General features: G+C 62.1%; 28 protein-coding genes. 19 read left to right on the top strand and 9 right to left on the bottom strand.

All coding sequences use genetic code 11. The features are described 5' to 3' along the window. Window positions 1-20: 20 nt before the first annotated feature. The 17 genes from ELS24_RS20820 to ELS24_RS20740 all read left to right on the top strand — a co-directional run bounded on the left by ELS24_RS20820 (window position 21) and on the right by ELS24_RS20740 (window position 14,947). Window positions 21-1,259: a phage major capsid protein gene (locus ELS24_RS20820; RefSeq protein WP_127185224.1), complete on the top strand. Its 1,239-nt coding sequence runs from the start codon at window positions 21-23 to the stop codon at window positions 1,257-1,259. A 63-nt stretch (window positions 1,260-1,322) separates the two neighbouring features. Then, window positions 1,323-1,670: a hypothetical protein gene (locus ELS24_RS20815; RefSeq protein ID WP_127185223.1), complete on the top strand. Its 348-nt coding sequence runs from the start codon at window positions 1,323-1,325 to the stop codon at window positions 1,668-1,670. Between the two features lie 2 nt (window positions 1,671-1,672). Next, a complete protein-coding gene (locus ELS24_RS20810; protein ID WP_127185222.1) occupies window positions 1,673-2,092 on the top strand; it encodes a head-tail connector protein in 420 nt (139 codons plus the stop codon). Then, window positions 2,089-2,427, top strand: a complete 339-nt coding sequence (locus ELS24_RS20805; protein WP_127185221.1) for a phage head closure protein — start codon at window positions 2,089-2,091, stop codon at window positions 2,425-2,427. The genes ELS24_RS20810 and ELS24_RS20805 overlap by 4 nt, the downstream gene beginning before the upstream one ends. Beyond that, window positions 2,424-2,918 (top strand): HK97 gp10 family phage protein, encoded by a 495-nt coding sequence (locus tag ELS24_RS20800; RefSeq protein ID WP_127185220.1) that lies wholly within the window; start codon window positions 2,424-2,426, stop codon window positions 2,916-2,918. Before ELS24_RS20805 ends, ELS24_RS20800 begins: the two co-directional genes overlap by 4 nt. Further along, entirely contained in the window at window positions 2,911-3,264 is a 354-nt protein-coding gene (locus ELS24_RS20795) for a DUF3168 domain-containing protein (RefSeq protein WP_127185219.1), read from the top strand. Before ELS24_RS20800 ends, ELS24_RS20795 begins: the two co-directional genes overlap by 8 nt. After that, entirely contained in the window at window positions 3,261-3,701 is a 441-nt protein-coding gene (locus ELS24_RS20790) for a hypothetical protein (RefSeq protein WP_127185218.1), read from the top strand. Before ELS24_RS20795 ends, ELS24_RS20790 begins: the two co-directional genes overlap by 4 nt. Before the next feature lie 104 nt (window positions 3,702-3,805). Next, window positions 3,806-4,456: a phage tail protein gene (locus tag ELS24_RS20785; protein WP_050449229.1), complete on the top strand. Its 651-nt coding sequence runs from the start codon at window positions 3,806-3,808 to the stop codon at window positions 4,454-4,456. Window positions 4,457-4,529: 73 nt separating this feature from the next. After that, window positions 4,530-4,847 (top strand): phage tail assembly chaperone, encoded by a 318-nt coding sequence (locus ELS24_RS20780; protein ID WP_127185217.1) that lies wholly within the window; start codon window positions 4,530-4,532, stop codon window positions 4,845-4,847. Next, a complete protein-coding gene (locus ELS24_RS31615) occupies window positions 4,739-5,155 on the top strand; it encodes a DUF1799 domain-containing protein (protein ID WP_342672816.1) in 417 nt (138 codons plus the stop codon). Before ELS24_RS20780 ends, ELS24_RS31615 begins: the two co-directional genes overlap by 109 nt. Before the next feature lie 36 nt (window positions 5,156-5,191). Continuing rightward, a complete protein-coding gene (locus ELS24_RS20770) occupies window positions 5,192-10,795 on the top strand; it encodes a phage tail length tape measure family protein (protein ID WP_127185215.1) in 5,604 nt (1,867 codons plus the stop codon). After that, window positions 10,792-11,682, top strand: a complete 891-nt coding sequence (locus tag ELS24_RS20765) for a hypothetical protein (RefSeq protein ID WP_050449232.1) — start codon at window positions 10,792-10,794, stop codon at window positions 11,680-11,682. Before ELS24_RS20770 ends, ELS24_RS20765 begins: the two co-directional genes overlap by 4 nt. A gap of 1 nt (window position 11,683) precedes the next feature. Beyond that, on the top strand, window positions 11,684-13,204 hold the full coding sequence (locus ELS24_RS20760; protein ID WP_127183913.1) for a phage tail protein: 1,521 nt from the start codon (window positions 11,684-11,686) through the stop codon (window positions 13,202-13,204). Window positions 13,205-13,272: 68 nt separating this feature from the next. Continuing rightward, a complete protein-coding gene (locus ELS24_RS20755; RefSeq protein WP_240669347.1) occupies window positions 13,273-13,599 on the top strand; it encodes a hypothetical protein in 327 nt (108 codons plus the stop codon). Window positions 13,600-13,756: 157 nt separating this feature from the next. Further along, window positions 13,757-14,200 (top strand): hypothetical protein, encoded by a 444-nt coding sequence (locus tag ELS24_RS20750; protein WP_127186419.1) that lies wholly within the window; start codon window positions 13,757-13,759, stop codon window positions 14,198-14,200. 2 nt (window positions 14,201-14,202) lie between these two features. Further along, window positions 14,203-14,697, top strand: a complete 495-nt coding sequence (locus tag ELS24_RS20745; protein ID WP_127185214.1) for a hypothetical protein — start codon at window positions 14,203-14,205, stop codon at window positions 14,695-14,697. Continuing rightward, on the top strand, window positions 14,681-14,947 hold the full coding sequence (locus ELS24_RS20740) for a hypothetical protein (protein ID WP_127185213.1): 267 nt from the start codon (window positions 14,681-14,683) through the stop codon (window positions 14,945-14,947). The genes ELS24_RS20745 and ELS24_RS20740 overlap by 17 nt, the downstream gene beginning before the upstream one ends. Window positions 14,948-15,096: 149 nt before the next feature. On the opposite strand, the gene ELS24_RS20730 is transcribed toward ELS24_RS20740, so the two are convergent. The 5 genes from ELS24_RS20730 to ELS24_RS20710 form a co-directional block, all read right to left on the bottom strand. After that, window positions 15,097-15,528: a helix-turn-helix domain-containing protein gene (locus ELS24_RS20730; RefSeq protein ID WP_164741276.1), complete on the bottom strand. Its 432-nt coding sequence runs from the start codon at window positions 15,526-15,528 to the stop codon at window positions 15,097-15,099. Beyond that, a complete protein-coding gene (locus tag ELS24_RS20725) occupies window positions 15,509-15,916 on the bottom strand; it encodes a hypothetical protein (protein ID WP_127185211.1) in 408 nt (135 codons plus the stop codon). Before ELS24_RS20725 ends, ELS24_RS20730 begins: the two co-directional genes overlap by 20 nt. An 88-nt stretch (window positions 15,917-16,004) precedes the next feature. Beyond that, window positions 16,005-16,298: a hypothetical protein gene (locus ELS24_RS20720; RefSeq protein WP_127186417.1), complete on the bottom strand. Its 294-nt coding sequence runs from the start codon at window positions 16,296-16,298 to the stop codon at window positions 16,005-16,007. 48 nt (window positions 16,299-16,346) lie between these two features. After that, the gene (locus ELS24_RS31355; protein ID WP_234818302.1) at window positions 16,347-16,466 is read right to left on the bottom strand and encodes an SOS response-associated peptidase; all 120 of its coding nucleotides are present in this window, start codon (window positions 16,464-16,466) and stop codon (window positions 16,347-16,349) included. Between the two features lie 324 nt (window positions 16,467-16,790). After that, the gene (locus ELS24_RS20710) at window positions 16,791-17,951 is read right to left on the bottom strand and encodes a hypothetical protein (protein ID WP_127185210.1); all 1,161 of its coding nucleotides are present in this window, start codon (window positions 17,949-17,951) and stop codon (window positions 16,791-16,793) included. A 483-nt stretch (window positions 17,952-18,434) separates the two neighbouring features. Between ELS24_RS20710 and ELS24_RS20705 the strand changes: the two genes are divergently transcribed. Together ELS24_RS20705 and ELS24_RS20700 are read left to right on the top strand one after the other, a co-directional pair. After that, window positions 18,435-19,340 (top strand): aldose epimerase, encoded by a 906-nt coding sequence (locus ELS24_RS20705; protein WP_050449240.1) that lies wholly within the window; start codon window positions 18,435-18,437, stop codon window positions 19,338-19,340. A 66-nt stretch (window positions 19,341-19,406) separates the two neighbouring features. Next, entirely contained in the window at window positions 19,407-19,763 is a 357-nt protein-coding gene (locus tag ELS24_RS20700; protein ID WP_050449241.1) for a hypothetical protein, read from the top strand. A 22-nt stretch (window positions 19,764-19,785) separates the two neighbouring features. On the opposite strand, the gene ELS24_RS20695 is transcribed toward ELS24_RS20700, so the two are convergent. From ELS24_RS20695 to ELS24_RS20685, 4 genes are read right to left on the bottom strand one after another with little or no spacing between them, the layout of a single operon-like run. Continuing rightward, on the bottom strand, window positions 19,786-20,538 hold the full coding sequence (locus ELS24_RS20695) for a carboxymuconolactone decarboxylase family protein (RefSeq protein WP_050449242.1): 753 nt from the start codon (window positions 20,536-20,538) through the stop codon (window positions 19,786-19,788). Then, the gene (locus tag ELS24_RS31350) at window positions 20,526-20,927 is read right to left on the bottom strand and encodes a hypothetical protein (protein WP_240669346.1); all 402 of its coding nucleotides are present in this window, start codon (window positions 20,925-20,927) and stop codon (window positions 20,526-20,528) included. Before ELS24_RS31350 ends, ELS24_RS20695 begins: the two co-directional genes overlap by 13 nt. Beyond that, window positions 20,918-21,709, bottom strand: coding sequence for an SDR family NAD(P)-dependent oxidoreductase (locus tag ELS24_RS20690; protein ID WP_240669345.1), 792 nt, complete (start codon window positions 21,707-21,709; stop codon window positions 20,918-20,920). The genes ELS24_RS31350 and ELS24_RS20690 overlap by 10 nt, the downstream gene beginning before the upstream one ends. Next, window positions 21,709-22,467, bottom strand: coding sequence for an SDR family NAD(P)-dependent oxidoreductase (locus ELS24_RS20685; protein ID WP_050449245.1), 759 nt, complete (start codon window positions 22,465-22,467; stop codon window positions 21,709-21,711). Before ELS24_RS20685 ends, ELS24_RS20690 begins: the two co-directional genes overlap by 1 nt. Between the last annotated feature and the right edge of the window lie 6 nt (window positions 22,468-22,473).

Here is a 22,473-nt window from a genome sequence, read left to right as displayed (position 1 = left end):
CGACTGAAGGAAACTACGTTATGGCTTTCAATCTTCAAGCCGAGCGGGAGCGCCGCAACGCGCTGGCCAAGGAAACCCGCGCCCTGCTGGACAACAACCCCGGCGCCAACTGGAACGCCGACCACCAGAAGAAGTACGACGACAACACGGCGGAAATCGAACGCATTGACGCCTCGATCGAGCGCCATCAAAAGATGATGGACTTGACGGCTGAAAGCGGTCTGCACGACGCGGGCGTGCGTGAGCATGAAACCCGCCCTGGCGCCAAGGGCAACCGCAGTGCCGACGTGGCACTGTTCGATAAATGGTGCCGTGGTGGCGACAACGCGCTCACCGCCGAGGACTGGACCCAGGTCCGCAACGCCATGAGCGGCAACCCGGCAGCAAATCCGGAGCAGGGTGGCTATACGGTGCCCACCACCGTCGCCAGTTCCATTATCGATACGCTGAAATCGTTTGGCGGCATGCGCGCCGTTGCGGACGTCTTCTCGACCGGCGGCGGCGAACCCATGCAGTACCCGACCAGCGACGGCACGAACGAAGAGGGCGAAATCGTCGAGGAGAACCAGTCTGCAAGCGACGAGGACGTGAGCTTTGGCACGAAGGGCTTGGCGGTTTACAAGTTCAGCTCGAAGGTTGTGACCGTGCCCTGGGAACTGTTGCAGGACAGTTCCTCCAACATCGAGGGCTTCATCACCAAACGTCTGAACACCCGGCTCGGCCGCGTCACGAATCGCCACTACACCGTTGGTCCCGGCACGGCCGGCCCGATAGGTGTTGTCACCGCCGCTGCGGTCGGCAAGATCGGCGCCGTCTCGGCAATCCCGCTGATCACCTACGACGACCTTGTGGACATCGAGCACAGCGTTGACCCTGCGTACCGTCTGGGTGCCAAGTGGATGTTCCATGACGACATGCTGAAGATGGTTCGCAAGATCAAGGATGATCAAGGCCGCCCGATCTTCGTGCCGGGCTACGAGCAGGGGAACCCCGGCGGTGCGCCGGATCGCTTGCTGAATCGTGACATCCAGATCAACCAGCACATGCCGGTGCCGGCAGCTGCCGCCAAGTCCATCGCCTTTGGCGACTTCAGCCTGTACAAGATCCGCGACGTGATGGCGATCACGCTGTTCCGCTTCAACGACTCGGCCTACGTCAAGAAGGGCCAGGTCGGGTTCCTGGCCTGGATGCGCTCGGGCGGCAATCTGATCGATGTGGGCGGCGCAGTGAAGCTGTTCCAGCACGGCGCCGCCGCTTAAGCGGCCCGGGTGATCGCAGGTCGGCGGGCAATCCTGCCGGCCTTCTCTTTCAAGGAAAAAACCATGGCACGAAAAACGACAGCCCAGGCCGCGCCGAGTGGCGATGCGCCGGCCCCGTCCGCTCTGTCTGAGCAAGCGGACGCAACGTCGCCCGCTGCCGCTGCCGCTGCGCCTGGGACTGGTGAGGCCGGAGGCACCGAACCGGCGGCGACACTGCCGGGTCCGCCCGATGCGCCGGCACCGGCCCCCGAGCCGGACACCCGGGAACGGGTGAAAGCTCTGGTGCTGCACGACAGCATCTACGGCAAGTGCGGCGAAGTGCGCGAGTTTGACGCCGACCATGTTTCCGCGCTGAAAGGCGCTGGCTACATCGACCCCCACCCGAACGCGGTTGAATCGGCAGGAGGCTGACCATGCTGCGCCTGATCACTCCTGCGGTCAGCGAGCCTATCAGCGTGGACCGGGTGAAGCGGCTTCTACGTATTGATCACGATGCTCTAGATGAGGATATTCCGGGGCTGATATCGGCGGCTCGCGAATTGATCGAGAGAAGAACGGGTCTTGCGCTCGCCACGGCGTCTTACGAATGGACCCCTGTCGGCGGCCGGACGGCCCCGCTGCCCATCTGGCCGGCCGATCTGGACGGGGAGCCAGGAGCGTATCCAGTGGTATTCACGTCCAGGCCGGGGCCCGCTCCGGAGCCGCTGAAATTGGCGATTGTGATGTTGGTAGGCGACATGCTGAACAACCCGGAGGCAGCGGGTGAAAAGATGCTTCACGATAATCCTGGATTTGCGCGACTAGTCTTCCCCTATGGCCGGGTGTTGCCATGAGAGCCGGATCGCTGAATAGCCGCATCGAGCTCCTGATAAATGCGGGGGAACGTGACGCGGCAAACGAGTTAACGAACAAGTGGGTGCGCTATGGCCCGCCGAACTGGGCGTCGATACGGCACACGTCGGGAATTCAGGCAATCAAGGCTGGTGCGGAGCGCCAAATTGTCAAAGCGAGCATCAGGCTCAGATTTCGGCGGGATGTTGTCGCGGGAATGCGTGTTCACCATCGTGAGGACTTCTACGAAATCGAGGCGGTCTTAACGGATGAAGTGAAGCGGGATCATGTCGATCTCGTTTGTAGACTCCTATCTCCGATGGAGGTTGCCGCATGAGCCTGCGAAAACAGCACACTAGTCGATCTGTATCTTTCTCATTCGAGGGGGATATAGCCGGCCAAATTGCGGCGTTTGTGGAGAGAGTGCGTGAGGAAGCTGTCCGGCCCGCGGCGCATGCCATGGCGGTGGTTCTCTACGACGAAATGCGAGCGCGAGTTCCTTTTCATATGGGCAAGCTTCAGGGAGCCATTTACCGCTGGTTCGACGAGGCAGAGTCCGACGCTGACCGCAAGACATATCAGGTCGGTGTGAATAAAAGCAAGGCTCCGCACTGGTGGCTGGTAGAGCATGGCCACTGGCGCCGCCACGCCGTGCTGAGGCTCCCGGACGGATCGTACGTCACCCTCAAAGATAAGCCATTGAAGACGCCGATATTCGAGCCAGCTCAGCCGTATCTACGAGTATCGGTGGACGCAAAAATTTCTGCCGCCGTCGAGGCCGGCCGGATGCGAATGGCCGAGAAGATCGGGGAGATTATGAATGCTTGAGCCGATGATCGTTGCGGCCCTTTCCCCTCTAGTGGAGGGCCGAGTATTTCCCGATACCGCAGCCGGCGACACGCCGATGCCGTTCATGACGTACCAACAGGTCGGGGGGCGCGATGTCGTGTTTGTCGACGGGGAAACGGCGGACAAGCAGGGCGCTCGCGTCCAAATCAATGTCTGGGCGAAGACCCGCCTGAATGCATCCGGACTGATTGCGGCTACCAGGGCGATCCTGTGCGGGGCGCCGACGTTTGCTCGGCCCGAGGGTGGACCGGTGTCCGTCACGGACCCAATCACCGGCTTCAGGGGCGCCACGCAGGATTTCATGATCTGGCACGACACCCTATGACGACACCTCATGTATCCACCGGCTCCACGGTCGGTGTCAGCGCCGTCCTTCCGTCCACGTTGACGCGTTCGGCGTTCGACGCATTGGCCTATACGCCTGTCCGTGGCGTCCGGGTGCTGAGCAGCCTGGGCAAGTCGTATCAGACCGCTCCCTTTCACCCCATTGGCGCAGCGGTTCCTTATCAGCGACGTGTTGCCCAGGCCGCCGCTTCCCTACCGCTGGAGATGTACCGCCTGGTCGACCCGGGTCAGGTCTTGCTGCGCGCAGCGCTTGATTCGGAATCCAGCTTCAGCTTTCGCGTCACGGTTCCGGGTTTCGGGCATCACTATTTCACCGCTCGCGCCTCTAGCCGGATGTTGGGCATCGGTGGCGGCACCGATATCGCTGTCTCCAGCGTAGCGCTTGAAATCGACAGCCCGGTTTTTGAACCACCGTAATTCCCTTTGATGGCCCGCTGGGCCGAAACCGCCCCATTTTTGGGGCAACACCACACAACCCGCCTCGTGCGGGTTTTTTTTCGTCCCGAGATAGGAAGCCCACAATGTCAGTATCCCTCCCGAATGGCGTGATCATCGCGCTGGCGACCGCATATGGCGCGTCGAAGAACATCACCGCTCTTACCAACGCTAATCCGGCCGTTGCGACAAGCGCGGCTCACGGCATCGCCAACGGCGCGCTCGTCGAAGTGAAGTCCGGCTGGCAGAAGATCAATGAGCGCATCGTGCGTGTCGCCGATGCCGCCGCCGGAGCATTCTCGCTGGATGGCATGAATACATCATCTCTGGTGCAGTTCCCCGCTGGCACCGGCGCCGGCTCGGTGCGTGAAATCACGGCGTTCACCCAGATCACGCAGATCCTGGAAACCAGCACGTCCGGCGGCGAAATGCAGTTCGCTACGTACAGCTTTCTGGAAAACGATTTCGAAGCGCAGATCCCGACGCAGGCCAGCGCGCAGTCGCTGGATCTGACCATTGCCGACGATCCGACGCTGGCCGGCTACAAGGCGCTGCAAGCCGCTGCGGAAACCCGTGAAGTGCGCGCTCTGCGCATCACGTTCCCGAACGGTTCGATGATTCTCTACAACGGCTATGTGTCGTTCAACGAGACGCCGACCATGACCAAGGGCGAAGTGATGGGCGTGCGGGCCACGTTCTCGCTGCTGTCGCGCCCCGTGCGCTACGCCGCCGCATAAGCCCATCACCGGTTCCACCGTCCATTCCGGGCGGTGGCAAACGATCAGAAACGCAATAGGAAATCACTACATCATGGCGAAACTCAAATTCACCCTCAACCCGGCTCCGACGTTCAAGCGCAAGGTGGGTCTGCCTGTGCCCGGCAATGGCTTCGTGGACGTGGAATTTACGTTCAAGCATCGCACCAAGGAGGAATTCAAGGAGTTCCTTGAAAAGCTGGAAGGCCGCGAAGACGTGGAAATCCTGCTCGACGTGGCGTGCGGCTGGGAACTGGATGACGCATTCGATGCGGGGAACATCGAACGCATGGTCGAGGGCTACGTCGGATCGGCGCGCGCCGTCGTCGGCGCGTATATCGACGAGCTGAGCAAAGCCCGCCTGGGAAACTGAAGGCGCTGGGCGCCGCACTTTATGAGAGGCCGCCTGATCCGCGCGAGCTCGCGGCATTCGGCCTCACCCCGGATGACGTTGCCGGCGATCCGGTCGAAATCTGGCCGGAGAACGAAACCGCGTTTCTGTTGTTCTTTTCGCTGCGTTCGCAATGGTTAGTCGGAATGGCGGGTGCGACTGGGTTGAACTACGTCGCGCTGTTCCACAAGATGGACCGCATGGGCCTGTCTCCCGAGCAATACGAAGAACTGGAAGACCAGGTGCGCGTCCTTGAGTTTGCCGCATTGGATGAGAGAAACCGGAAGTAGCCCGCCTAGAGCGGGCATTTTTCATTTGGGTTGACTATGTCGAAAGTTATTGCGGAAGGCGTCGTTGCCGTCACGGGCGATACGTCCGGCTTGTCTGCCGCGATGGCGGACGTGGCGCAGGAAACGGGCAAGGCGAAGAAGTCGCTGGACAGTCTGGGGCGTGGTGCGTCGACCAGTCTCAACAAGGCGGCCGATAGCAGCAGTCAGGCGACCAAGAAGATTGAGCGTTCGACGCAGAGTCTTATCGGACAGATTGAGCGCCAGATTGCTGTGACTGAGGCGGGCGCGCGCGGCACGGCTGCCTACTATCAAGAAATCGCCAAGCAGCGAGGAATTGACGCCAACCAGCTCAAGCCGTATCTGGACCAATTGAACGCCGTTACGGCAAAGCAGACCCAGGCGAAAGCGGCTCTGGCAGCCACTGAACCCGTCATGCAGCAATTGGGCATGTCGGCAAAGGCTACGGCCGCCGCGATGCGCGGTGTGCCTGCGCAGTTCACCGACATCATCACGTCCATTCAGGGCGGTCAGCGGCCGATGACGGTGCTGCTGCAGCAAGGCGGACAACTGAAGGATATGTTTGGCGGGATCGGCCCCGCAGCGCGGGCCATGGGAACTTACGTCCGAGGTCTCATCAGTCCCATGACTCTGGCGGCCGGCGCCGTAGCGGCCCTGGGCGTGGCTTATTACAAGGGTTCGCAGGAGTCGAAGGCGTTTGATCAGACGCTTATCAAGACGGGCAACGTCTTAGGCGTGACTGGGGGCCAGTTGCAGGTAATGTCCGACCGCATCAGCAATGTGATCGGTTCACAAAGCCAAGCGGCCGCCGCAGTAAACGTGTTTGCCGGCGCTTCAAAGATTGGCGCCCAGAATCTTGAGGCATTTACTACGGCCGCGATACGCTGGGAGAAGGCGACGGGCACGGCGGTTTCAGACACGGCCAAGGCATTTGAGGATCTGGGGAAAGCGCCCCTTGATGCTTCGCTTAAGCTGAATGAGGGAATGAACTACCTCACGTCCAGCACGTTTGAGCAGATTCGCGCGCTAGAACGCCAAGGGAAGACGACGGAAGCCGCTACGGTGGCGCAGTCGGCCTACGCAGACGCAATCAACGGCCGCTCGCCGAAGATCGTGCAGCAGTTGGGCTATATCGAGCGGGGGTGGAACGCAATTGCGCGGGCTATGAGCAGCGCAGTAAGCGGCGTCGCAAATATTGGCCGCGAAAGCGGGCTTGAAGTCCAAGTCGAAAAGCAGAAAGCAGTAGTTGCCAACCTCCAAAAGTTGATGGATGAGCGTCAAGAACGCGGTCGGCCTTCGGGGGGCGTAGATCGACGGCTGAGCGCGGCGAAAGCTGCTTTGGCTGAACTGGAAACTCAGGCGACGGCGACCGCTGCGGCCGCCAGGACGGAGAAGGAAGCGCAGCAGCAGCTAGAGCAGGCTCGTTTTCGTGCGTCATATTTGGATGATGACAGCCGCAATACCAAGCCCCAGCAGCGCGCCAAAGCCCTTGAGGCGGAGGCCAATGCCTATCGGAAAGCGGTTGCTGGTCTGATCGCAGGGACTGACGAGTATCGCAAGGTGTATGCCGCGCACCAGGCCGCATTGGCTGATATCGAGAAGCGGTTTGATGACAAGGGGGCCGGCAAAGGTCCGAGCGCGACCGATAGCGAAGCCGCCCGCTTGCGGGCGCGCATCGTGGAAGAAAAGGCGCTGGCCGTGGAACTGGCCGAGCGTGGTCTGCAAACCAGCAAGCTCAACGAGCATGAACGGCGCGCCGCTGAGATCGGTGAGCTGCTTCAGGGGAATTTGAAGGGAGCCGCGCGCGCCGGCCTGGAGCGCGTGCAGGCGTTAGCCGCCGAGGCAGGCGCCCTGGCACGCACCAACAAGGAAACGGCAGCGTTTCTGGAGTCGCGCGCGAAGTACATGCAGGATCTGGAAGATGGCGTCGGAAAGATCAGCCTGGAGGCCGCCGCAGTCGAAGATCAGGTTGCCACTTACGGGCTGAGCAAGGCGGCGCTGGAGCGTCTGACTATCGCGCGCTTGTATGACCGAAAGGCAACGCTGGCCGGCTTCGAAGGGTCGGAGCGCGAAGTTGAACTCATCGAACAGGAAATCGAGGCCCGGGAACGGCTTTCTGCCGCGATCAGCGCCAAGGACGTGAAGGACGCCCAGAAGAAGATCGCGGACGACGCAGCGCGTGATTGGGAGCGCAGCGTGGATAAGTACGGCGACGTGTTCCGGATTGGCTTTGCCGACATGCTGAACAACGGTAAGGAGGGCTGGAAGTCATTCACCAAATCGCTGACCACGACGTTCAAGACCACGGTTGCGGACCAGCTGTACAAAATGTTTGCACAGCCCATTGTTGTGAACATGGTCGCCAATCTGGCGGGGATCATGGGCGGTGTTTCGTCCGCAGGCGGCGCGGCAGCGTCCCTGGCAGGCGCAGCGGGCCAAGGCGGCTCGTTTGGGGGGCTGGGACTCATGAATGTGCTGAGCCTTGCCAAGACCGCATACGGTGCCCTGACGGGCGGGATTACCGCGTCGCTTGCCTCGGGCGTTTCTGCCATTGGGAGTGCTATCGGATCAACAGCGGCCACGCAGTTTGCGCTGGGCATGACAGGTCAGGGTGCCACGCTTGCCGCAGGCCTGGCTGGCCCGACGACTGCCGGCAGCGCTGCGGCCAGCGCAGGTTCGATGGCGGCTGGCGCGATTCCCGTGGTTGGCTGGATCGCCGCCGGCATGATGGCTTCGCGTTCGCTCTACAAGCAGGGGTGGGATGCCGGCAATGGCACGATGGCACCGATTGCCAAGTACAACCCAATCACCGGGCCGTCGCTGTGGACGGACAAGGTATTGCGAGCGGTGGGGGTCAAGGGCGAGTGGGCCTCGATGCTCTCGGGTTCGTCCACGATTGCGCGCCTGTTTGGCATGGCGCCAAAGAAATACGGTGACACCTCCATCGTTGGTGACTTCGGCTCCCTTGGCTTTATGGGCCACAACGAGACACCTTGGACTCAAAAAGGTGGGTTGTTTCGCAGCAATAAAAAGGGAGTCCAATACCGTTCGCTGGACAACGAATTTATGGAGTCCATGACGGCCTCCTTTGAGTTGATGAAGGATGGCGTCGGCGCGCTGGCGGACTCCATTGGGGTGTCGTCCAAAACTCTGGACACCTACAGCGAGCGCATCAAGATCACCCTGACGAAGAACGCCGAAGAGAACCAGAAGCTCATCGACACGATGCTGGCGAACGTCGGAGAGAACATGGTTCGGGCGCTGATCCCTGACATTGACCGGTTGGCCGCCGAAGGTGAATCTGCTGGTCAGACGCTCGCGCGATTGAGTGACAGCTTGGCAACCGTCAATTCTTCGCTGAAGCTGCTTCGCCATGGCTTGCTGGACGTGTCGCTGTTGGGCGCGGAGACGGCTACCAAAGTTGCGGCGGCATTCGGTGGATTGGAGAGCCTGACCAATGCCAGCCAAGCGTTCTATGAGGTGGCATATACCGAAGGGGAACGCGCCAAATTCAGCTTGGCGTCCATCAGTGATGCGCTGCAATCGGTTGGTGTCGATATGCCCAACACGATAAAGGAGTTGAACAAAGTCGCGCTGGCGTTGGACCTGACAACGGATTCGGGGCGAGCGGCATACGCCACCTTGATTTCTCTCGGGCCGGCCTTTGCGGCTGCAATGGAGGCGTCTGAAAGGGCGGTGCAGCAAGCAGCTACGGCGTTGTTTGAGCCGTTTGTTGGGCGAGGGGCATCGTTGCCTGCGTTGTCCGGCGCGGCGATCGCGTTTGATGAGGTGTCGGACAGCGCGTCGTCGGCTTCGGCGGCAGTTGGGTATATCTCGCGCCTGTTCCTGATTCTGGATTCCGGCCTGATCCAGTTCAACGGTAATCTGGGCGGCGCTTCCGCGGAAATGACTGCCGGGCAGGAGGCGTCCGCAATGTTGGGCGATCAGATCGCGGATCTGCGGGCGCAAGCCGGAGGCGCGATTATTGACTTTGCTGGGTTGGGCGCGGCTTTGGCGGCGGTCGATACCGACACGTTTGTCGCGACGATGGCGCTGGCATTGCAGAACTTAGCAGGCCGCTTCGCTGGGTTGATGAGCAGCATCAACGCCGAGCGGGTGGCCGTGCGGGATGCGGCGCGCGGGATCATTGACGCCAAGGTCATGACGCCGCAGGCCATTGCGGAGGAAATCACCGGGATTAATACGGTGGGACCGAGCAATGCTGGCCTGGTCGCCGCCGCTGGCCGGCTGAGCGCCGCTGATGCTTTGGCGGCGCAGCGGGTGGCTGAGCGCAAACAGCGTGAGGGGGCATACAACGCCGTAAAGGGACGCTACGACACCGCAACCATGGGCCTTGCAGCGGCTCAGCAACGGGCGACCGAAGCCCAGGCGCTGCTGGATAAACTGAATTGGGATATTTACGCGCCCAAAACGGTCACGTACAAAAAGAAGAACTGGGCGGAGCTTGACGCGGCGCGTAGCGTGGCGCAATCGCAGATGCCGGCTGCGCGAGAAGCCTGGGCGCAGGCGCAAGCGGCGTTGCAGGCCGCTCAGGCGGCGGCAGCAGCGGCACCGGGGCTGGCCGATGTGGCCCGCCTGCAGGCCGAGTATGCGGCGTCGGTGACGGCCGCCGCTAGCGCGCAGGCGGCTGCGACCGAAGCGGCAATAAACGCCAAGAGCCAGCAAACGGCGTATGCGGACGCATTGCAGAAGTTTGCGCTTGATGCAACGAAGTCGGTTTCTCGGTTGGGCGAGTTGCGCGCGGAGACTGTGCGTTACTACGAGGCCCAGAAGGCGTTGGCCGGCTTGATGGCGGAAAGCGCTGCCGGGCTTCGAAAGTCGGTTTCTGACTACCGTTATAGCCAGCTATCTCCCGAAGATCAGTTCGCATCTTTGCAAGGCGACTATGCGAAAGCGTACGCGAGTGCGATGGGGGCGGACGGGGAATCGCTGGCCGGCTATGCCGACAAGCTCAACTCACTTCTGCAACCGATGCTTGAGGCGGCTAAGGATTCGTTCTCATCCGATGCCGCATATCAGGCGTTTGTTGCTACGGCGCTGGCTCGGGCCGAAGCTATCGCCGGCCGTCTGGATTCCGTCGCGCCGAAGGACTACGCGAAGGAAAGCCTGGATCTGCTTGCGCAGATTGATGCGACCCTTGCCGCTCTTGAGACTTCCGCGCTTAGCGGCGAACAGGTGATCACGAATGCGATCAACGCTAGCCGCGATGCAACAGTGAACGGATTGCGCCAGGTGGTCAATGCGTTGACCGGCCAAGCCGTGGCGGCGTTTGCGAAGGGGGGCGACCATGCCGGCGGGTTGCGCCTTGTCGGCGAGCGCGGGCCGGAGTTGGAGGTAACCGGCCCTTCTCGGATCTTCAGCGCAGAGCGTACGCAGGCGATCCTTTCCGGGGGCGGCAATCAAGAGTTGCTGCTTGCAGAATTGCGTGCGCTGCGCCAGTCGAATGAGGCGTTGCGGGCGGAAGTCGCCAGCCTGCGCATCGAGGCGAGAGCGACGGCCAGCAATACGGGGAAGACCGCGCGCCAGCTTGACCGACTCGAAATGGACGGGATGGTGGTTCGTACCGAGGCGGGCGCGCCTCTTCAGGTGGAAAGCACATGAAAGTAATCAAACCTGTGGTGATAGGTCCGGCACAGCTCATCAGTTCGAGCGTGCCGGACAGTGATCTGCCTGCATACGATCCGGCAACCGACTATCCCCTGGGGGCGCACGTCCTCTTCGAATCGATCATCTACGAGTGCGTTCAGGCGCCAAACAAAAGTCATCAACCGGACCTGTCGCCGCTCTATTGGGCGGCGGCGGGGCCGACCAACAAATGGCTCATGTTCGATAGCGAGGTCAGCACGCAGACGGTCGCGCCCAGTCCCCTGGCAGTTGTGGTCAAGCCAGGGATCACGAACAGCCTGGCACTTCTGGAACTGGGCGGCTCGCATTTGTCGGTAGTGGGTAGGGACGGCCCCGCAGGGCCAATCATCTACGAGCATTCTCGGTTGCTGGAGGGTTCGATTGTTTCGAACTGGTTTGAATACTTCTTTGAGCCGTTTATTCCGCTGTCCGAGGTTGTCCTAACGGATATTCCCGCATACGGAAGCCTGCATCTTGAGGTGACGATTAGTGCGCCAGGGGCCGATGCCGCGTGCGGCGCCATGATCTGTGGCACTGCCTATGAGGTCGGTGAAGTCGAGTATGGCGGTAGCGCCGGCATCATCGACTACAGCCGCAAAGAGACTTCAGCGACTGGCGTCACGACGTTTCGGCGGCGGCGCTTCTCTCGTCGCATGTCTCATCGGCTTTGGGTCGATTCAGCTCGCTTCAACGCAGTCTATCGACTGCTGTCTGGCCTTCGCGCCACGCCATGCGTCTGGATCGGCACGGACGCGCAAGGGTATGGCCCGCTGACGATCTTCGGGTTTTACCGTGACTTCTCATTAGAAATCGCCTACCCACTGGTTTCTTTTTGCAGTTTGGAAATTGAAGGACTTACCTGATATGGCTATTACCAATCTTCCGACGCCGCCCAGTCGAAGTGATCCGGAGAATTTCCCGGAACGCGCCGACGCCTTTATGGCAGCGCTGCCGGGATTCGCGACGGAGGCTAATTTGCTACTTGAACAGGCAAGTGAGGCTGCGATTGCGGCAGATGAAGACGCCTCAGTGGCGTCGGCCAGTAAAAATGCTGCGGCTGCGAGCCAGAACCAGGCGGCGCAGTCGGCGCAGGACGCTGATGCCTCCCGCCAAATTTCAGCCGAAAAGGCGGACGATGCCGAAGCAAGCGCGCAACTAGCTCAGCAGTGGGCTACCAAGATGGGCGCTCCGGTCGAGGGAGACGGGTTTTCGGCTAAGCACTATGCCAAACTTGCAGAGGCGGGGACGGGGTTGACCGTGTATTCGGCCGGGGATGTCCCATCTGAAAATATCGGACCCATCTATATCAAGGGCCAAGGTGTTGCTGAATGGGATACCTTCGCTTCGCGTTACGAGGTGCGCTCCAAGATCGCAGTGGGCACGCCATCCTGGTGGCCGTTGCGGGTGTCCATTCCTGCCGGTCAAATCCCCCTGGACGGTCAAGTGGTAAGCCGTGCCACCTTTCCTGATCTCGCTGCCATGGTGATCGCAGGCACGCTACCTGTTGTGGCAGAGGCTGCTTGGCAGAGCGATCCCACGCAACGCGGCATGTACACGGTGGGCGACGGGTCGACCACCATTCGCGTGCCGGATATGAACGGCAAGTCGGCCGGGTCGCTTGGCGCGGTCTTCCGGCGCGGTGACGGGGCTATGTCGGCGGACACGAACGGTCTGATTCAGCGCGACGCTTTGCAAAACCTTACTGGGGCCATGACTACGCGAAGCGGGGCGGGCGGGGTAGGTGCGGTCGTGAGCAGCTCTGGCGCATTTCAAAGTGCGACCAAGGCTACCGGCTCTGGCATCGGGTTCATTGCTTATGCGGCTGGAGACGGTGCGGGCGACCAAACCACGTTTGATGCATCCAGGGTCGCTCGAACTGCCGCCGAAACGCGCCCACTGAACGTTGCCGGTGTTTGGACGGTGCATGCGTTCGGGGCCGTTGTGAACCCCGGCAGTGTGGACGCCGCGCAACTGGCTAGCGATTTGGCGGCTTTGGATGCCGAGTTTCAGACGCTGGTCGGCCAGATTGAATTCACCATCATCTACCCAAATGGCGGGAGCGAGGCGTCGCCTGCGAACATCGCGATCAACTCGCAGTATGTTCTTACCAATCCGTTCCCCGGCCATCACGTTATTTTAGAGCCGGAAGTGTTGTACGAAGGAAATTGGGGAAACCCCGGTTGGTGGAGCGGTGACGCCAACATGGCCGGCATACGCGCCACCATGCGCAACAACTCCATCATTCTTTCCACCGCAAAGAATGCGCTTGGAATCGGCTACCCGCTGGGCGGCGGGGCGTTCACTTATACCGGCTCCACTGGGATAGGTGTAGCTGGGTTGCCCGCCCGGATCAAAGTTTGGAAAGTTAAAGGGGCAGTAGCATGAACGTATACGCACATCCCGGTGAAAGCCAGCAACAGATTGGGGGTGACTGCCCTCCAGGTTGGGTAGCCATGATTAGCCAACGTCCCGCCGATAGCTTCGTTGCGCGGGAAGACGGCCAATGGGCTGCCGCGCCTACCCCTATCCCGCAAGTCGTGAGCCGCTTCCAGGGCCGTGAGGCCATGTGGCAAACGCCGCACGGAGAAACGACGCTGTTCGAAGCGGCCGAGGCCATCATCGATCACGAGGACACGCCGGCCATGTACCGCCGCGCATGGGCCGACTTGCAGGAGTTCCGGCGTGATAGCGAAATGCTGCGGGCCATCGCGGCATTACTCGGCCTGACTGGCGCCAACTTGGACGAGCTTTTCATCTTGGCAGCCAGCATCAAGGCATAAAGGGGCTGGGATGAGAATCAACGCGGATGTGCAGAAGCTCTTATCGAACTAAACCGCCTATAGCCGCACGTCGGCATCACACAACCCCGCTTCGGCGGGCTTTTTTTTGTCCAAACGGGAGGCAATCATGCGCACCGTCTACAGGAGCAGTGCAACTATGGAACCAGGTACTACGGGGCTGGGAGGCCTCGCTGCCTTGAAGGTCGCAATGGCGTACGGCGTGCCGGCGGCGCTGGCGGCCATGCTTGGGCTGCTCATCATGCCGCCACGATCCGTGCGCGAGTTCACTATCCGCACGATTTCGACGGTTTCTTGCTCGTTCATGTTCGGGCCGGCGCTTGCCGCAGGCGTTATCGCCTGGAAGCCAGGGCTGATGGACGCCATGATTTGGCTATCGCAACACGGGGCCGGCAGCGATGACGCGCTGCTGGCGAAATTCTATGTGTTGGGGCCGAGCATGTTGCTGGCCGGGCTTCCTGCGTGGTGGGTGTTGGGGGCGTACATGCGATGGATGGCAAGCATGCGCCAGAAGGGGCTGCTTGAGTGGGTGGCCGAGGTCCGCGCGAAGATTCTGGGCGTGCGGCCTGGTGGGGAGGGGTGATTGTGGATTTGAAGACTGTTCTCGATATCGCAATCGCACCTGCGCTTGCGCTCTTGCCCGCCGACCGCGACACCCGCGAAGCGCGCGTGATGCTGCTTGCCATTGGCTTGCAGGAGAGCCGTTTTGTGCATCGCCGGCAGATCAACGGTCCGGCCGTGGGCTTCTGGCAATTCGAACGCGGGGGCGGCGTGCGCGGCGTACTGGCGCACGCATCGAGTTGGGCGGATGCGCGCTCAGTGTGCGCGGTTCGGGATGTCGAGCCGACCGCGACGGACGTGTACAACTCGCTGGCGCACGACGACATCCTGGCGGCAGCTTTCGCCCGCCTGCTGCTGTGGACTGATCCCCTGCGCCTGCCATCGCTTGGTGACGCGAACGGCGGCTGGGCGCTTTATCTGCGCACCTGGCGGCCTGGGAAGCCGCACCCCGAGACTTGGGCGGCGCTATACGCGCAGGCAATGGCGACGGTTGGAGGCGGCAATGTCGGTATGGCTTGAGCGGTTTAAAGGCCTCCTGCTGCTGATCGGCGTTGCAGCAGCGACTTTGGTCAGCGTGTTCTACCAGGGGCGCGCTACGGGGCGGAAGGTGGAGCGCCAAGAGCGGGCAGACCAAATCAACGAACAGGCGGCAAAGGCCCGCCAGGAGGCGCGCGATGTGCAGCAGGAAACGGCTGGTATGGATGATGGCGCTATTGCTGACGAGCTTAAGCGTAACTGGGTGCGCGGCTCCGGCGACCGTAGGCGTTGAGTACTGCGAGCACGCACGGCCCGTCTATTTTGATACGGCGGAACAGGTGGACGCCACACCGTCGCCAGTCCGACGCCAGATCCGGGACGGGAATGCCATATGGCGAAGGCTATGCGGCCGGCCGTGAGGACGACCGCCGGCGATTGGCCTCAGGCGTTCCCCGGGGGCGTTAATTGGTAGCCGGCCCCTCGGACCGAACGCACCGGGAACGGCACCCCGGCCTGGGCGAACTTGTTGCGCATGCGGGATATGCTGAGAGACAGCCGACTGCCTACGTTCTCAGCCGCGCCAGAGTCCCATAGGCGCAGCAAGTCCGCGTGCAGGGCGTCACGTTCGACCACGGCGCCCGACGCAGCGAGAAGCCGCCCAAAAATGATAAGTTCCGCCGAATTCAATCGAACGACCCCACCCGGACCGCTGACACACTGGCGCCAGAAATCCACCTTCCATGTGCCGTCATCCCACGACAGCGTGTCCGGGGATGCGCCGTTGATGTGGTCAAGCTGGGCGAGCAGGCGGGACAGGTTATGTGCCGCAGCGGGCGTCGTGCGCGCCGGCGGCTCAGTTGACTTGGAGGTCATAGACGTTGCCCCCATCGTCAAGACAGGCGCCCGAGCCGTTTTGCGTCCGGGCATTCATGGCGAACACGCAGCGCAGACCGCTGTTATCCGCCGACTTTGCAAACACGCTTCCGTTGCCTCCGACAAACCCCAGCTTTGCTTTCTTCGCCTCCAACGGAGGGGGAAGATTGTCGGATTGGGAAATCGACGGGACCGAGTAAGTGCTGTCCGAGCGGTAGCTAAATTTTCCCGCGTAGGTTTTGCCGTTCAATTCAATGAGGGCAATAGAGTCGTTCGCCGTGGCGCGTCCATGCCCCGTAGTGCCGCTCTTTTGGTCCATTAACGCCAGGTCGTAACTTGCGCAGCCGGAAAGGGCCATCACGGTCGCGAGCAATGCCGTTTTTTTCATTTGTGTCTCGTTGTCGGTTTTAACGGGTCTCTCAGAATCTAATTATTACACCGTTTACCGTCTGAAATTTGGTGCTGCATGCCCGGGGTTAGCGCGGCCCCATTCCCTTACGCAGCTTGTCGGGGGTTTCCATCATTTCTTGAACGTCCTGGTCGCGCTCAATGACGCACGGCTCTTGCCGCAGAGCCGCCATAAACTCGTCGTACAGATCGCCCGTTATGCCCGCCGGACGTTTGAAATCGTCCGACAGCTGGTACGCCCGAAGCAGAAGTGACCGCAGCCGCTTAACCTCCCATAGCAGGGCGATTACATCGCTGTTCCATGGCTGGCGCTCGCGGATGGTACGCAGGTCTTCGTGAGAGAGTGGGGCTTTGAACGTCATGGCGGAGAACACTGGTTATATATCCAGTATAGTCCGCCTCGCGCCGCTTCACTTCATCGGGGTGGCGACCAGCTTATCCGCCGGGAAGGGCGCGAGGAATTCTTTGGCGGCGTCAGCGGGCGCGGTCAGCCAATCGCTGTACGCGCCCTCCGGCAGGATGACGACCATGCGCTTTTCCTTGCCGGCCTGGTGATAGTCGCGGAATAGCGTCCTCGGCCTTCTTGTCGGCCTGGTAAAGCGAGCACATGGCGAATGAGCCAGGTCTATATGCCTAGTGCGAAGCCGCGAAACGCCTTCGTTTGTGGTGCTGTCGAATACTCAACTTTGTACCCACGAAACGAAGAGGGTATTCCTCGCACAGGAAAGCCCGATTGAATCCATACCTGCAAAAAGCGGTTTCCCAAAGGGTCTAAGCCCCACGTCACCGTCAACTGGCCGCGAGGCGCGCCGAGCTTCTCGTAAAGTTCTCTGGCAGCGTCCATGGTTTGGTTCTCACACGTTGTGGCCAGCAACAAGAGTCACGTTGAAGCTGACCAAGATAGGCTCGATGGGCATGATCAGCGAAACGATATTGCCCGGCGCCCGGTTGTCGGTATACCCCGCAACTATGATGCCGACTGCGTAGTCAATCCCATCAGGAGCTTCATGTACCACTAGCGACCCAGAGTCGCCCGGTTCGGAGAAGCGGTCTGCCTTACCCACCACTGCAAACATGCGGTCGAAGTACACGGGGCCGCTGAAAGCGTGCTCCGGTGCTTGATAGTTTACACGGTGGGCGCCCACCATTTCGCCCAACACGACGCCCTCTGTAAAGCCGGAGCTTCGGCCGACCTTTTTGACATGCATGCCGCCCATCAGAGGCATGCTGGCAGCCGGCGTGTCGTAACTATTTTGTTGCATCGACGAGATCCGATCCACCGCCACAATCTTAAAAATACTGGCGTCTTGATTGATCAGCGTATCTACAGTGGTTGGATCGCCCATGTTCATCGGAAGCTGGCGCTGGTGGGTGCCAATGGTGAACGGATGTGGCATGTTCGGGCTGACGTCCATTACGCCAGGAGCCAGAATGGGAAGTCCCCCTGGAGCGTAATTGCAACCTCCCGAGACATGATTGTTCGATAGGCCGTAAAGATCGCCTGCGGCATCACGTACCAGACACCCAAGCGTTCCGGCGGCGGCCGCGTTCCCCACAGAAATGGAACTCCCGCACGTATAAAACTGTCCGCCCGCCTGAGCTTGGTGGACTGCGCACGGGTTGGCTGCTTGACCAACTGCTGACGGTGTGACCGGGTCAGGCTGCCCCTGGTGATACTTCAACTGAATGCCGTCACAAGCAGTCGGCAGTGTTAGTACTTGTCGAACTCCTGGTACCGCCCGCTGGAGAAATACCACTATCTCTGGAACAGACACGTTTATTCCAACGGCGCGTATGAGCTTTGCTCGTAGGAGAGATACTGCAGCATCTGTCGCATTTGCGAGTACCGGTGCCTCGTATCCATCGCCTGGATAATAAGCGTCGGTCGAAAGCAAACCCCGCTGGTGAGCCCAAGCGAGAAACTTCATTGCGGATGTCCGCAGTGATGCTTCATTCACTGGCTGCTCGGCCATTTCAGGGTTCACGGGCAGGTCTTCAGCAACTCGTTGATCCATGTGGTCCTCACTTTTGCGTGAGGATTATGCAGGAAGTAAACGATGTGAGGCAAAATGTTACCAATTGGGTGGGTGCAAGCTGACTTTCTCACCGTCGGATTTAAGGATTTCTGGCGTAACTTTTGGCGTAACCAATACCATAATTGCCAGAAGCTCCCTATGAAACATCCCTATGCATCATGGGGGTGTGGCCTGCGTGGGCCTCGGCGGCGGTGGGTTGTGTTGCTGAATTCATGCCCGTGATTGTATCGGGGCGGGCGGGCATGTGCCGCGCCAGGCAGGATGGTTTTGGCGCTTGTTTGCCTTAATCGGGGTCGGGCTGAGGATTGCGCGACTGCATGCCGAAGAGGTTCCCGGATTTCCCCGCAATGGGTTCCATGGTGGGCTCCGACCGCCTACCGCGCGGTCCTACGGATTTGCCGCCACCAAGCGCCGGCGGCACAATCGCATGACGCGGCCCTGTGATGGCCGCGGGAGCAGCAGATGCCGGATTTTCCCTTCGCCGACCCCGTCAATGCGGTCGAGCGCGTGACGATTTCCAGTGGGGCGCACCTGGCCGAATTCGCGCCTGGGGGCGGTGGGCGCTTGACCCGTTTGGCTACGGGCTCGCATGACTGGATTGTGCCGCTGAACGCCACGGAGTGGCCGCCCGGCAAGTGGCCGCGCGCGGGGTCCTACCCCCTGACGCCGTATGCCAATCGCATTCGCGACGGCGTGTTCACGTTCAATGGCGCGCGCCATGCGCTGGAATCCGTGCCGGGCCGGCCGCATGCCATCCATGGCGCCGGCCTGTTCCAACCCTGGCTGGTGCGCAACCACACGCCGGATGGTATTGACCTGGTGCTGAACCAGCCGGCGGGCGTGCTGGGTTGGCCCTGGCCGTTTGAATGCGTGCAGCGCTACCGGCTGGACGCGCGCGGCCTGAGCCTGTCGCTCAGCCTCATCAATCAGGGCGATTCGCCCATGCCCTGCGGCCTGGGCATCCATCCGTATTTCACCGCCGAGCGCGTGGCGCTGAGCGCGCGGCGCTTGTGGCCCGCCGATGCAGACGGCTTGCCGACAGGCAGCCGGGTCAAGCATGTGCGTGAATTGCGCCGGTCGGCCGAGGGCTGCGATACCTATCTGTCGCAATGGGAAGGGCGCGCCACGCTGCAGTGGGCGGACGGCCACGAACTGGCGCTGCACGCGGATCCGGCGTTTGCGCATCTTGTCGTCTATACCGCGCCCGGCTCGAATTTTCTGTGCGTGGAGCCCGTCACCAATGTGGCGGATGCGTTCAATCTGGCGGCGGCGGGCGAGACTCGCACCGGGATGCAGGTGCTGGAGCCGGGGGCGCGGTTCGCGGTAACGGCCTTGATGGCGCTGACGCCGCCTCGGGGGCAACGCTGAAGGCCGGACTTTGAAACCCCGGCCTCCTGCGGCGATAATCCGTCAACCCAATCCAGGAGTTCCTACGTGAAAAAGCTCAGCACCGAACAATTGCAGGCCGCGGCCGAAACGCTGCGCCGGGTGCAGGCGAAGCTGGCCCGCTCGGGCAGCCTGCCGCTTGAGCCCACGCTGTACGCCAGTGCAAAAGGTTTTCGCCGCAACGTACCTGACTATTTATGGGCATGGCTGTCGGGCCTGCTGGCGCCGCACAAGAGTCTGGCCTCCTGGATGGACACGCATCAACCGGGCTGGCGCGACGGCAAGACGCCGGCCGCCGTGGTCTATGCGCGTACCGAGAAGGGCTGGTTCGATTGGCTGATCGCTGAACTGGAAGCGGAGATCAACGATCCGCGTGCTCGCGCCAAACGGGAAGGGCAGGCCTGACGGGAAGGGCAGGCCTGACGGGTCAAGCAGGGCCGTCCGCTGGTGGCGCAACGCCACCCGTCATCTTTGCGTAAGCCGTTGCGCCCAATGACGCGCCATGCACGGCCAGATGCGCGCCCAACTGAATCACTTGCAGGATCTCGGCACGCGCGACGCCTTCGGCCAGCGCATGCGGGATCAGCGTCTGCAACGTTTGGCGGTCTGCCTGCGTGAAGCAGGCGTGCAGCGCGATGCGCACCAATAGCCGCTCGGCGGGTGTCAAGCCAGCGGCCGGCGCGCCGCCTTCAACAAAATCGAGCAGCACGGCCACGTAGCCAGGGTCTTGCGCCGCCAGTCGCAGCAGGCTTGGCGCTTGTTCGGGCCATCGCGCATGAATGCGGGCGCAAAGGGGTTCATCCGGGGGCAAGGTTGCGACCGGGGCGGCTTGATGCAGCACGTCGGCGGCTTGCAGCACGGCGCTCAGGCCTTGCACGGTGACCAGATGCAGCACGTCGAACACATCGGCTTCGCTGGCGCCGGCTTCACGCGCCATGCGCAGATGGGTCGCCAGACCGGGCTCGTACAGATGCGTGGCCGAGGCATCCAGCGCCACATAAACCAGTTCCACCATGCGGGGTGTCAACGGCCCGGTTCGCGCCGGATACCCCGCGTAGTCCGCGTAGTGCAACAGAAATGCGGGGTTGGCGCGCAGTAGCGCTTCGGTCCATGGCCGCCAATAGCCGCGTGCGGCGATGAAGCGCGATTTGATGGCGTCCAGGTCGTCTAGTGGGTGCATAGCGTTTGCCCGGTCAGGTATTGGGATTCGGCGCCGGCCACGAAGCGCAGCAGCGGCGATAGCGTGGGGTTCGGCGCCGCCGAGGCGATTTCGACGGCGTTGATGCGGCGTGCGCGCGGCCCCCATTCGCAGGCGAGCGTGGCGATCAGCATGCGCGCGGCGGCGTCGTCGCCCGCGTGTTCCCAATCGGTGTCAGCGGCGCGTGGCAAGAGCAGCGTCAGGCTGCCGGGCGCATCGCCCCCGCCATGGCGGCGGGCGGCGGCCAAGGTGGCGGCCAGACGCCCGCCGGGCGGGCTTGCCAACACGGTGGCGTCGAGTACCGCGCGGTAGCCGTCGCGTACCTCCGTGCCGGATAGCGCCGGCCAGTGGCCATGCACGGTCAAGGACAACGGCGTATCACAGGACGCTTGCGCGATGCTGCTGGGGCATAGGCTTGGCTGCCGCCAAACACCGACGATCCGCCGTCTACGGACAAGCGGCCGCCCGAGACGAGTGCCGCGTGGTCGCTGGCCAGAAAGGCCAGGGCGCAGGCGATTTCCTCGGGGGCGGCCAATCGGCCCAATGGAATCTTGGCGACCGCGCGCACGGGGTCCAGTCGGCCGGATGCGATCAGTCCGTCGACCAGCTCTGTTTGCACGAATCCGGGACACAGCACGCTGACGCGACGTTCCGGGTGCGCCTGCGCCAAGGCTTGGGTTTGCGCGATCAGTCCGGCCTTGCTGGGGCTATATGCGCCGCGCAACGGAATCGCGCGCAGCCCCGCGCCCGAGGCCACATTGACGATGCGCGCATGCCGCGTCAGCCGTCCGTGCAGGGCGCGCAGCAGCCGTGCCGGCGCGTGCAGGTTCAGGTCCAGCAGCCGCTGCCAGTTGTCATCGGCTTGTTCGACGGCGGGCAGATTGCTGGCGTCCGTCATGCCCGCGTTGTTGATGATGGCGTCCAGCGGCGGCACGTCGTCGGCCAGCGCGTTGATCTGCTCGGGATCGGTCAGGTCCGCGACGCGGGCAAGATGATCACTGCCCGCGTGCTCTGACCGCAGCGCCGTCAGCAGCGCATCAAGCGCTTCCGCATTGCGGTCCACCAGCACGCAGCGCCGTCCCAGTCGTGCCAGCCGCCAGGCCGTGGCGCAGCCGATGCCGCTGGCCGCGCCCGTCAACAGCACCGTTTCCATCAGAGCGTGGTGAACGTGATGCCGCCGTCCACCACCAGCGCCTGCGCCGTGATGAAACGCGCTTCGTCGCTGGCCAGAAACGCAATGCCGCTGGCCACGTCTTCCACCGTGCCCAGCCGTCCCATCGGCGTGCTGGCGATGCGGCGCGCGTCACGTTCGGCGTTGCGGTTGCGCTGGGTGCCTTCGGTTGGCACGGCCGACGGGCAGACGGCGTTGACGCGGATGCCGCGCCCGCCCAGCTCGGCTGCGGCCGCGCGCGTGATGCCCAGCACGCCCGCCTTGATGCCCGAATACACCATCGAACTGGGCGCGGATTTCAGGGCGGCGGTGGACGCCACGTTGACGATGGCGCCGCCGCGTGCCGGGTCCATCGCCTCGGCGGCCGCCTGGATGCCCCAGATGACGGCTTTGAAGCCGATGTCCAGCATGCGGTCCATCGTGTCGGCCTGGATCTCTGCGGCGCTTTGGTAGCGCACCCATGCCGCGTTGTTGACCAGGATGTCAAAGCGCGAGCCATGTTCGGCGGCCTGGCGCACGGCCTGCCCGATGCCTACGCGCGAGGCCACGTTCTGCACCACCGCAAACGCCTTGCCGCCCGCGGCGGTGATGTCGGCGACGGCCGCGTCCACCAGTTCCTGTTTTAAATCGTTGATGCCGACGATGGCGCCGCGCGCGGCAAGCACGCGGGCCGTTGCGCGGCCGATGCCGGCGCCTGCGCCGGTGACGAGCGCGACGCGCCCAGCCAGATCTTGTTGCATGGTTTT

It is taken from the genome of Achromobacter spanius (assembly GCF_003994415.1).
Taxonomy (GTDB): Bacteria; Pseudomonadota; Gammaproteobacteria; order Burkholderiales; family Burkholderiaceae_B; genus Achromobacter; species Achromobacter spanius_C.
The sequence above is the reverse complement of the archived record's forward strand: the minus strand, read 5'-3'. Positions and strand labels throughout refer to the sequence as shown.

Bases quoted from the DNA above. Each gene is read 5' to 3' on its own strand.
- ELS24_RS20820 (WP_127185224.1), top strand. From the start codon at position 21: ATGGCTTTCAATCTTCAAGCCGAGCGGGAGCGCCGCAACGCGCTGGCC.
- ELS24_RS20815 (WP_127185223.1), top strand. From the start codon at position 1,323: ATGGCACGAAAAACGACAGCCCAGGCCGCGCCGAGTGGCGATGCGCCG.
- ELS24_RS20810 (WP_127185222.1), top strand. From the start codon at position 1,673: ATGCTGCGCCTGATCACTCCTGCGGTCAGCGAGCCTATCAGCGTGGAC.
- ELS24_RS20805 (WP_127185221.1), top strand. From the start codon at position 2,089: ATGAGAGCCGGATCGCTGAATAGCCGCATCGAGCTCCTGATAAATGCG.
- ELS24_RS20800 (WP_127185220.1), top strand. From the start codon at position 2,424: ATGAGCCTGCGAAAACAGCACACTAGTCGATCTGTATCTTTCTCATTC.
- ELS24_RS20795 (WP_127185219.1), top strand. From the start codon at position 2,911: ATGCTTGAGCCGATGATCGTTGCGGCCCTTTCCCCTCTAGTGGAGGGC.
- ELS24_RS20790 (WP_127185218.1), top strand. From the start codon at position 3,261: ATGACGACACCTCATGTATCCACCGGCTCCACGGTCGGTGTCAGCGCC.
- ELS24_RS20785 (WP_050449229.1), top strand. From the start codon at position 3,806: ATGTCAGTATCCCTCCCGAATGGCGTGATCATCGCGCTGGCGACCGCA.
- ELS24_RS20780 (WP_127185217.1), top strand. From the start codon at position 4,530: ATGGCGAAACTCAAATTCACCCTCAACCCGGCTCCGACGTTCAAGCGC.
- ELS24_RS20770 (WP_127185215.1), top strand. From the start codon at position 5,192: ATGTCGAAAGTTATTGCGGAAGGCGTCGTTGCCGTCACGGGCGATACG.
- ELS24_RS20765 (WP_050449232.1), top strand. From the start codon at position 10,792: ATGAAAGTAATCAAACCTGTGGTGATAGGTCCGGCACAGCTCATCAGT.
- ELS24_RS20760 (WP_127183913.1), top strand. From the start codon at position 11,684: ATGGCTATTACCAATCTTCCGACGCCGCCCAGTCGAAGTGATCCGGAG.
- ELS24_RS20755 (WP_240669347.1), top strand. From the start codon at position 13,273: ATGATTAGCCAACGTCCCGCCGATAGCTTCGTTGCGCGGGAAGACGGC.
- ELS24_RS20750 (WP_127186419.1), top strand. From the start codon at position 13,757: ATGGAACCAGGTACTACGGGGCTGGGAGGCCTCGCTGCCTTGAAGGTC.
- ELS24_RS20740 (WP_127185213.1), top strand. From the start codon at position 14,681: ATGTCGGTATGGCTTGAGCGGTTTAAAGGCCTCCTGCTGCTGATCGGC.
- ELS24_RS20730 (WP_164741276.1), bottom strand. From the start codon at position 15,528: ATGACCTCCAAGTCAACTGAGCCGCCGGCGCGCACGACGCCCGCTGCG.
- ELS24_RS20725 (WP_127185211.1), bottom strand. From the start codon at position 15,916: ATGAAAAAAACGGCATTGCTCGCGACCGTGATGGCCCTTTCCGGCTGC.
- ELS24_RS20720 (WP_127186417.1), bottom strand. From the start codon at position 16,298: ATGACGTTCAAAGCCCCACTCTCTCACGAAGACCTGCGTACCATCCGC.
- ELS24_RS31355 (WP_234818302.1), bottom strand. From the start codon at position 16,466: ATGGTCGTCATCCTGCCGGAGGGCGCGTACAGCGATTGGCTGACCGCG.
- ELS24_RS20710 (WP_127185210.1), bottom strand. From the start codon at position 17,951: ATGGATCAACGAGTTGCTGAAGACCTGCCCGTGAACCCTGAAATGGCC.
- ELS24_RS20705 (WP_050449240.1), top strand. From the start codon at position 18,435: ATGCCGGATTTTCCCTTCGCCGACCCCGTCAATGCGGTCGAGCGCGTG.
- ELS24_RS20695 (WP_050449242.1), bottom strand. From the start codon at position 20,538: ATGCACCCACTAGACGACCTGGACGCCATCAAATCGCGCTTCATCGCC.
- ELS24_RS20690 (WP_240669345.1), bottom strand. From the start codon at position 21,709: ATGGAAACGGTGCTGTTGACGGGCGCGGCCAGCGGCATCGGCTGCGCC.
- ELS24_RS20685 (WP_050449245.1), bottom strand. From the start codon at position 22,467: ATGCAACAAGATCTGGCTGGGCGCGTCGCGCTCGTCACCGGCGCAGGC.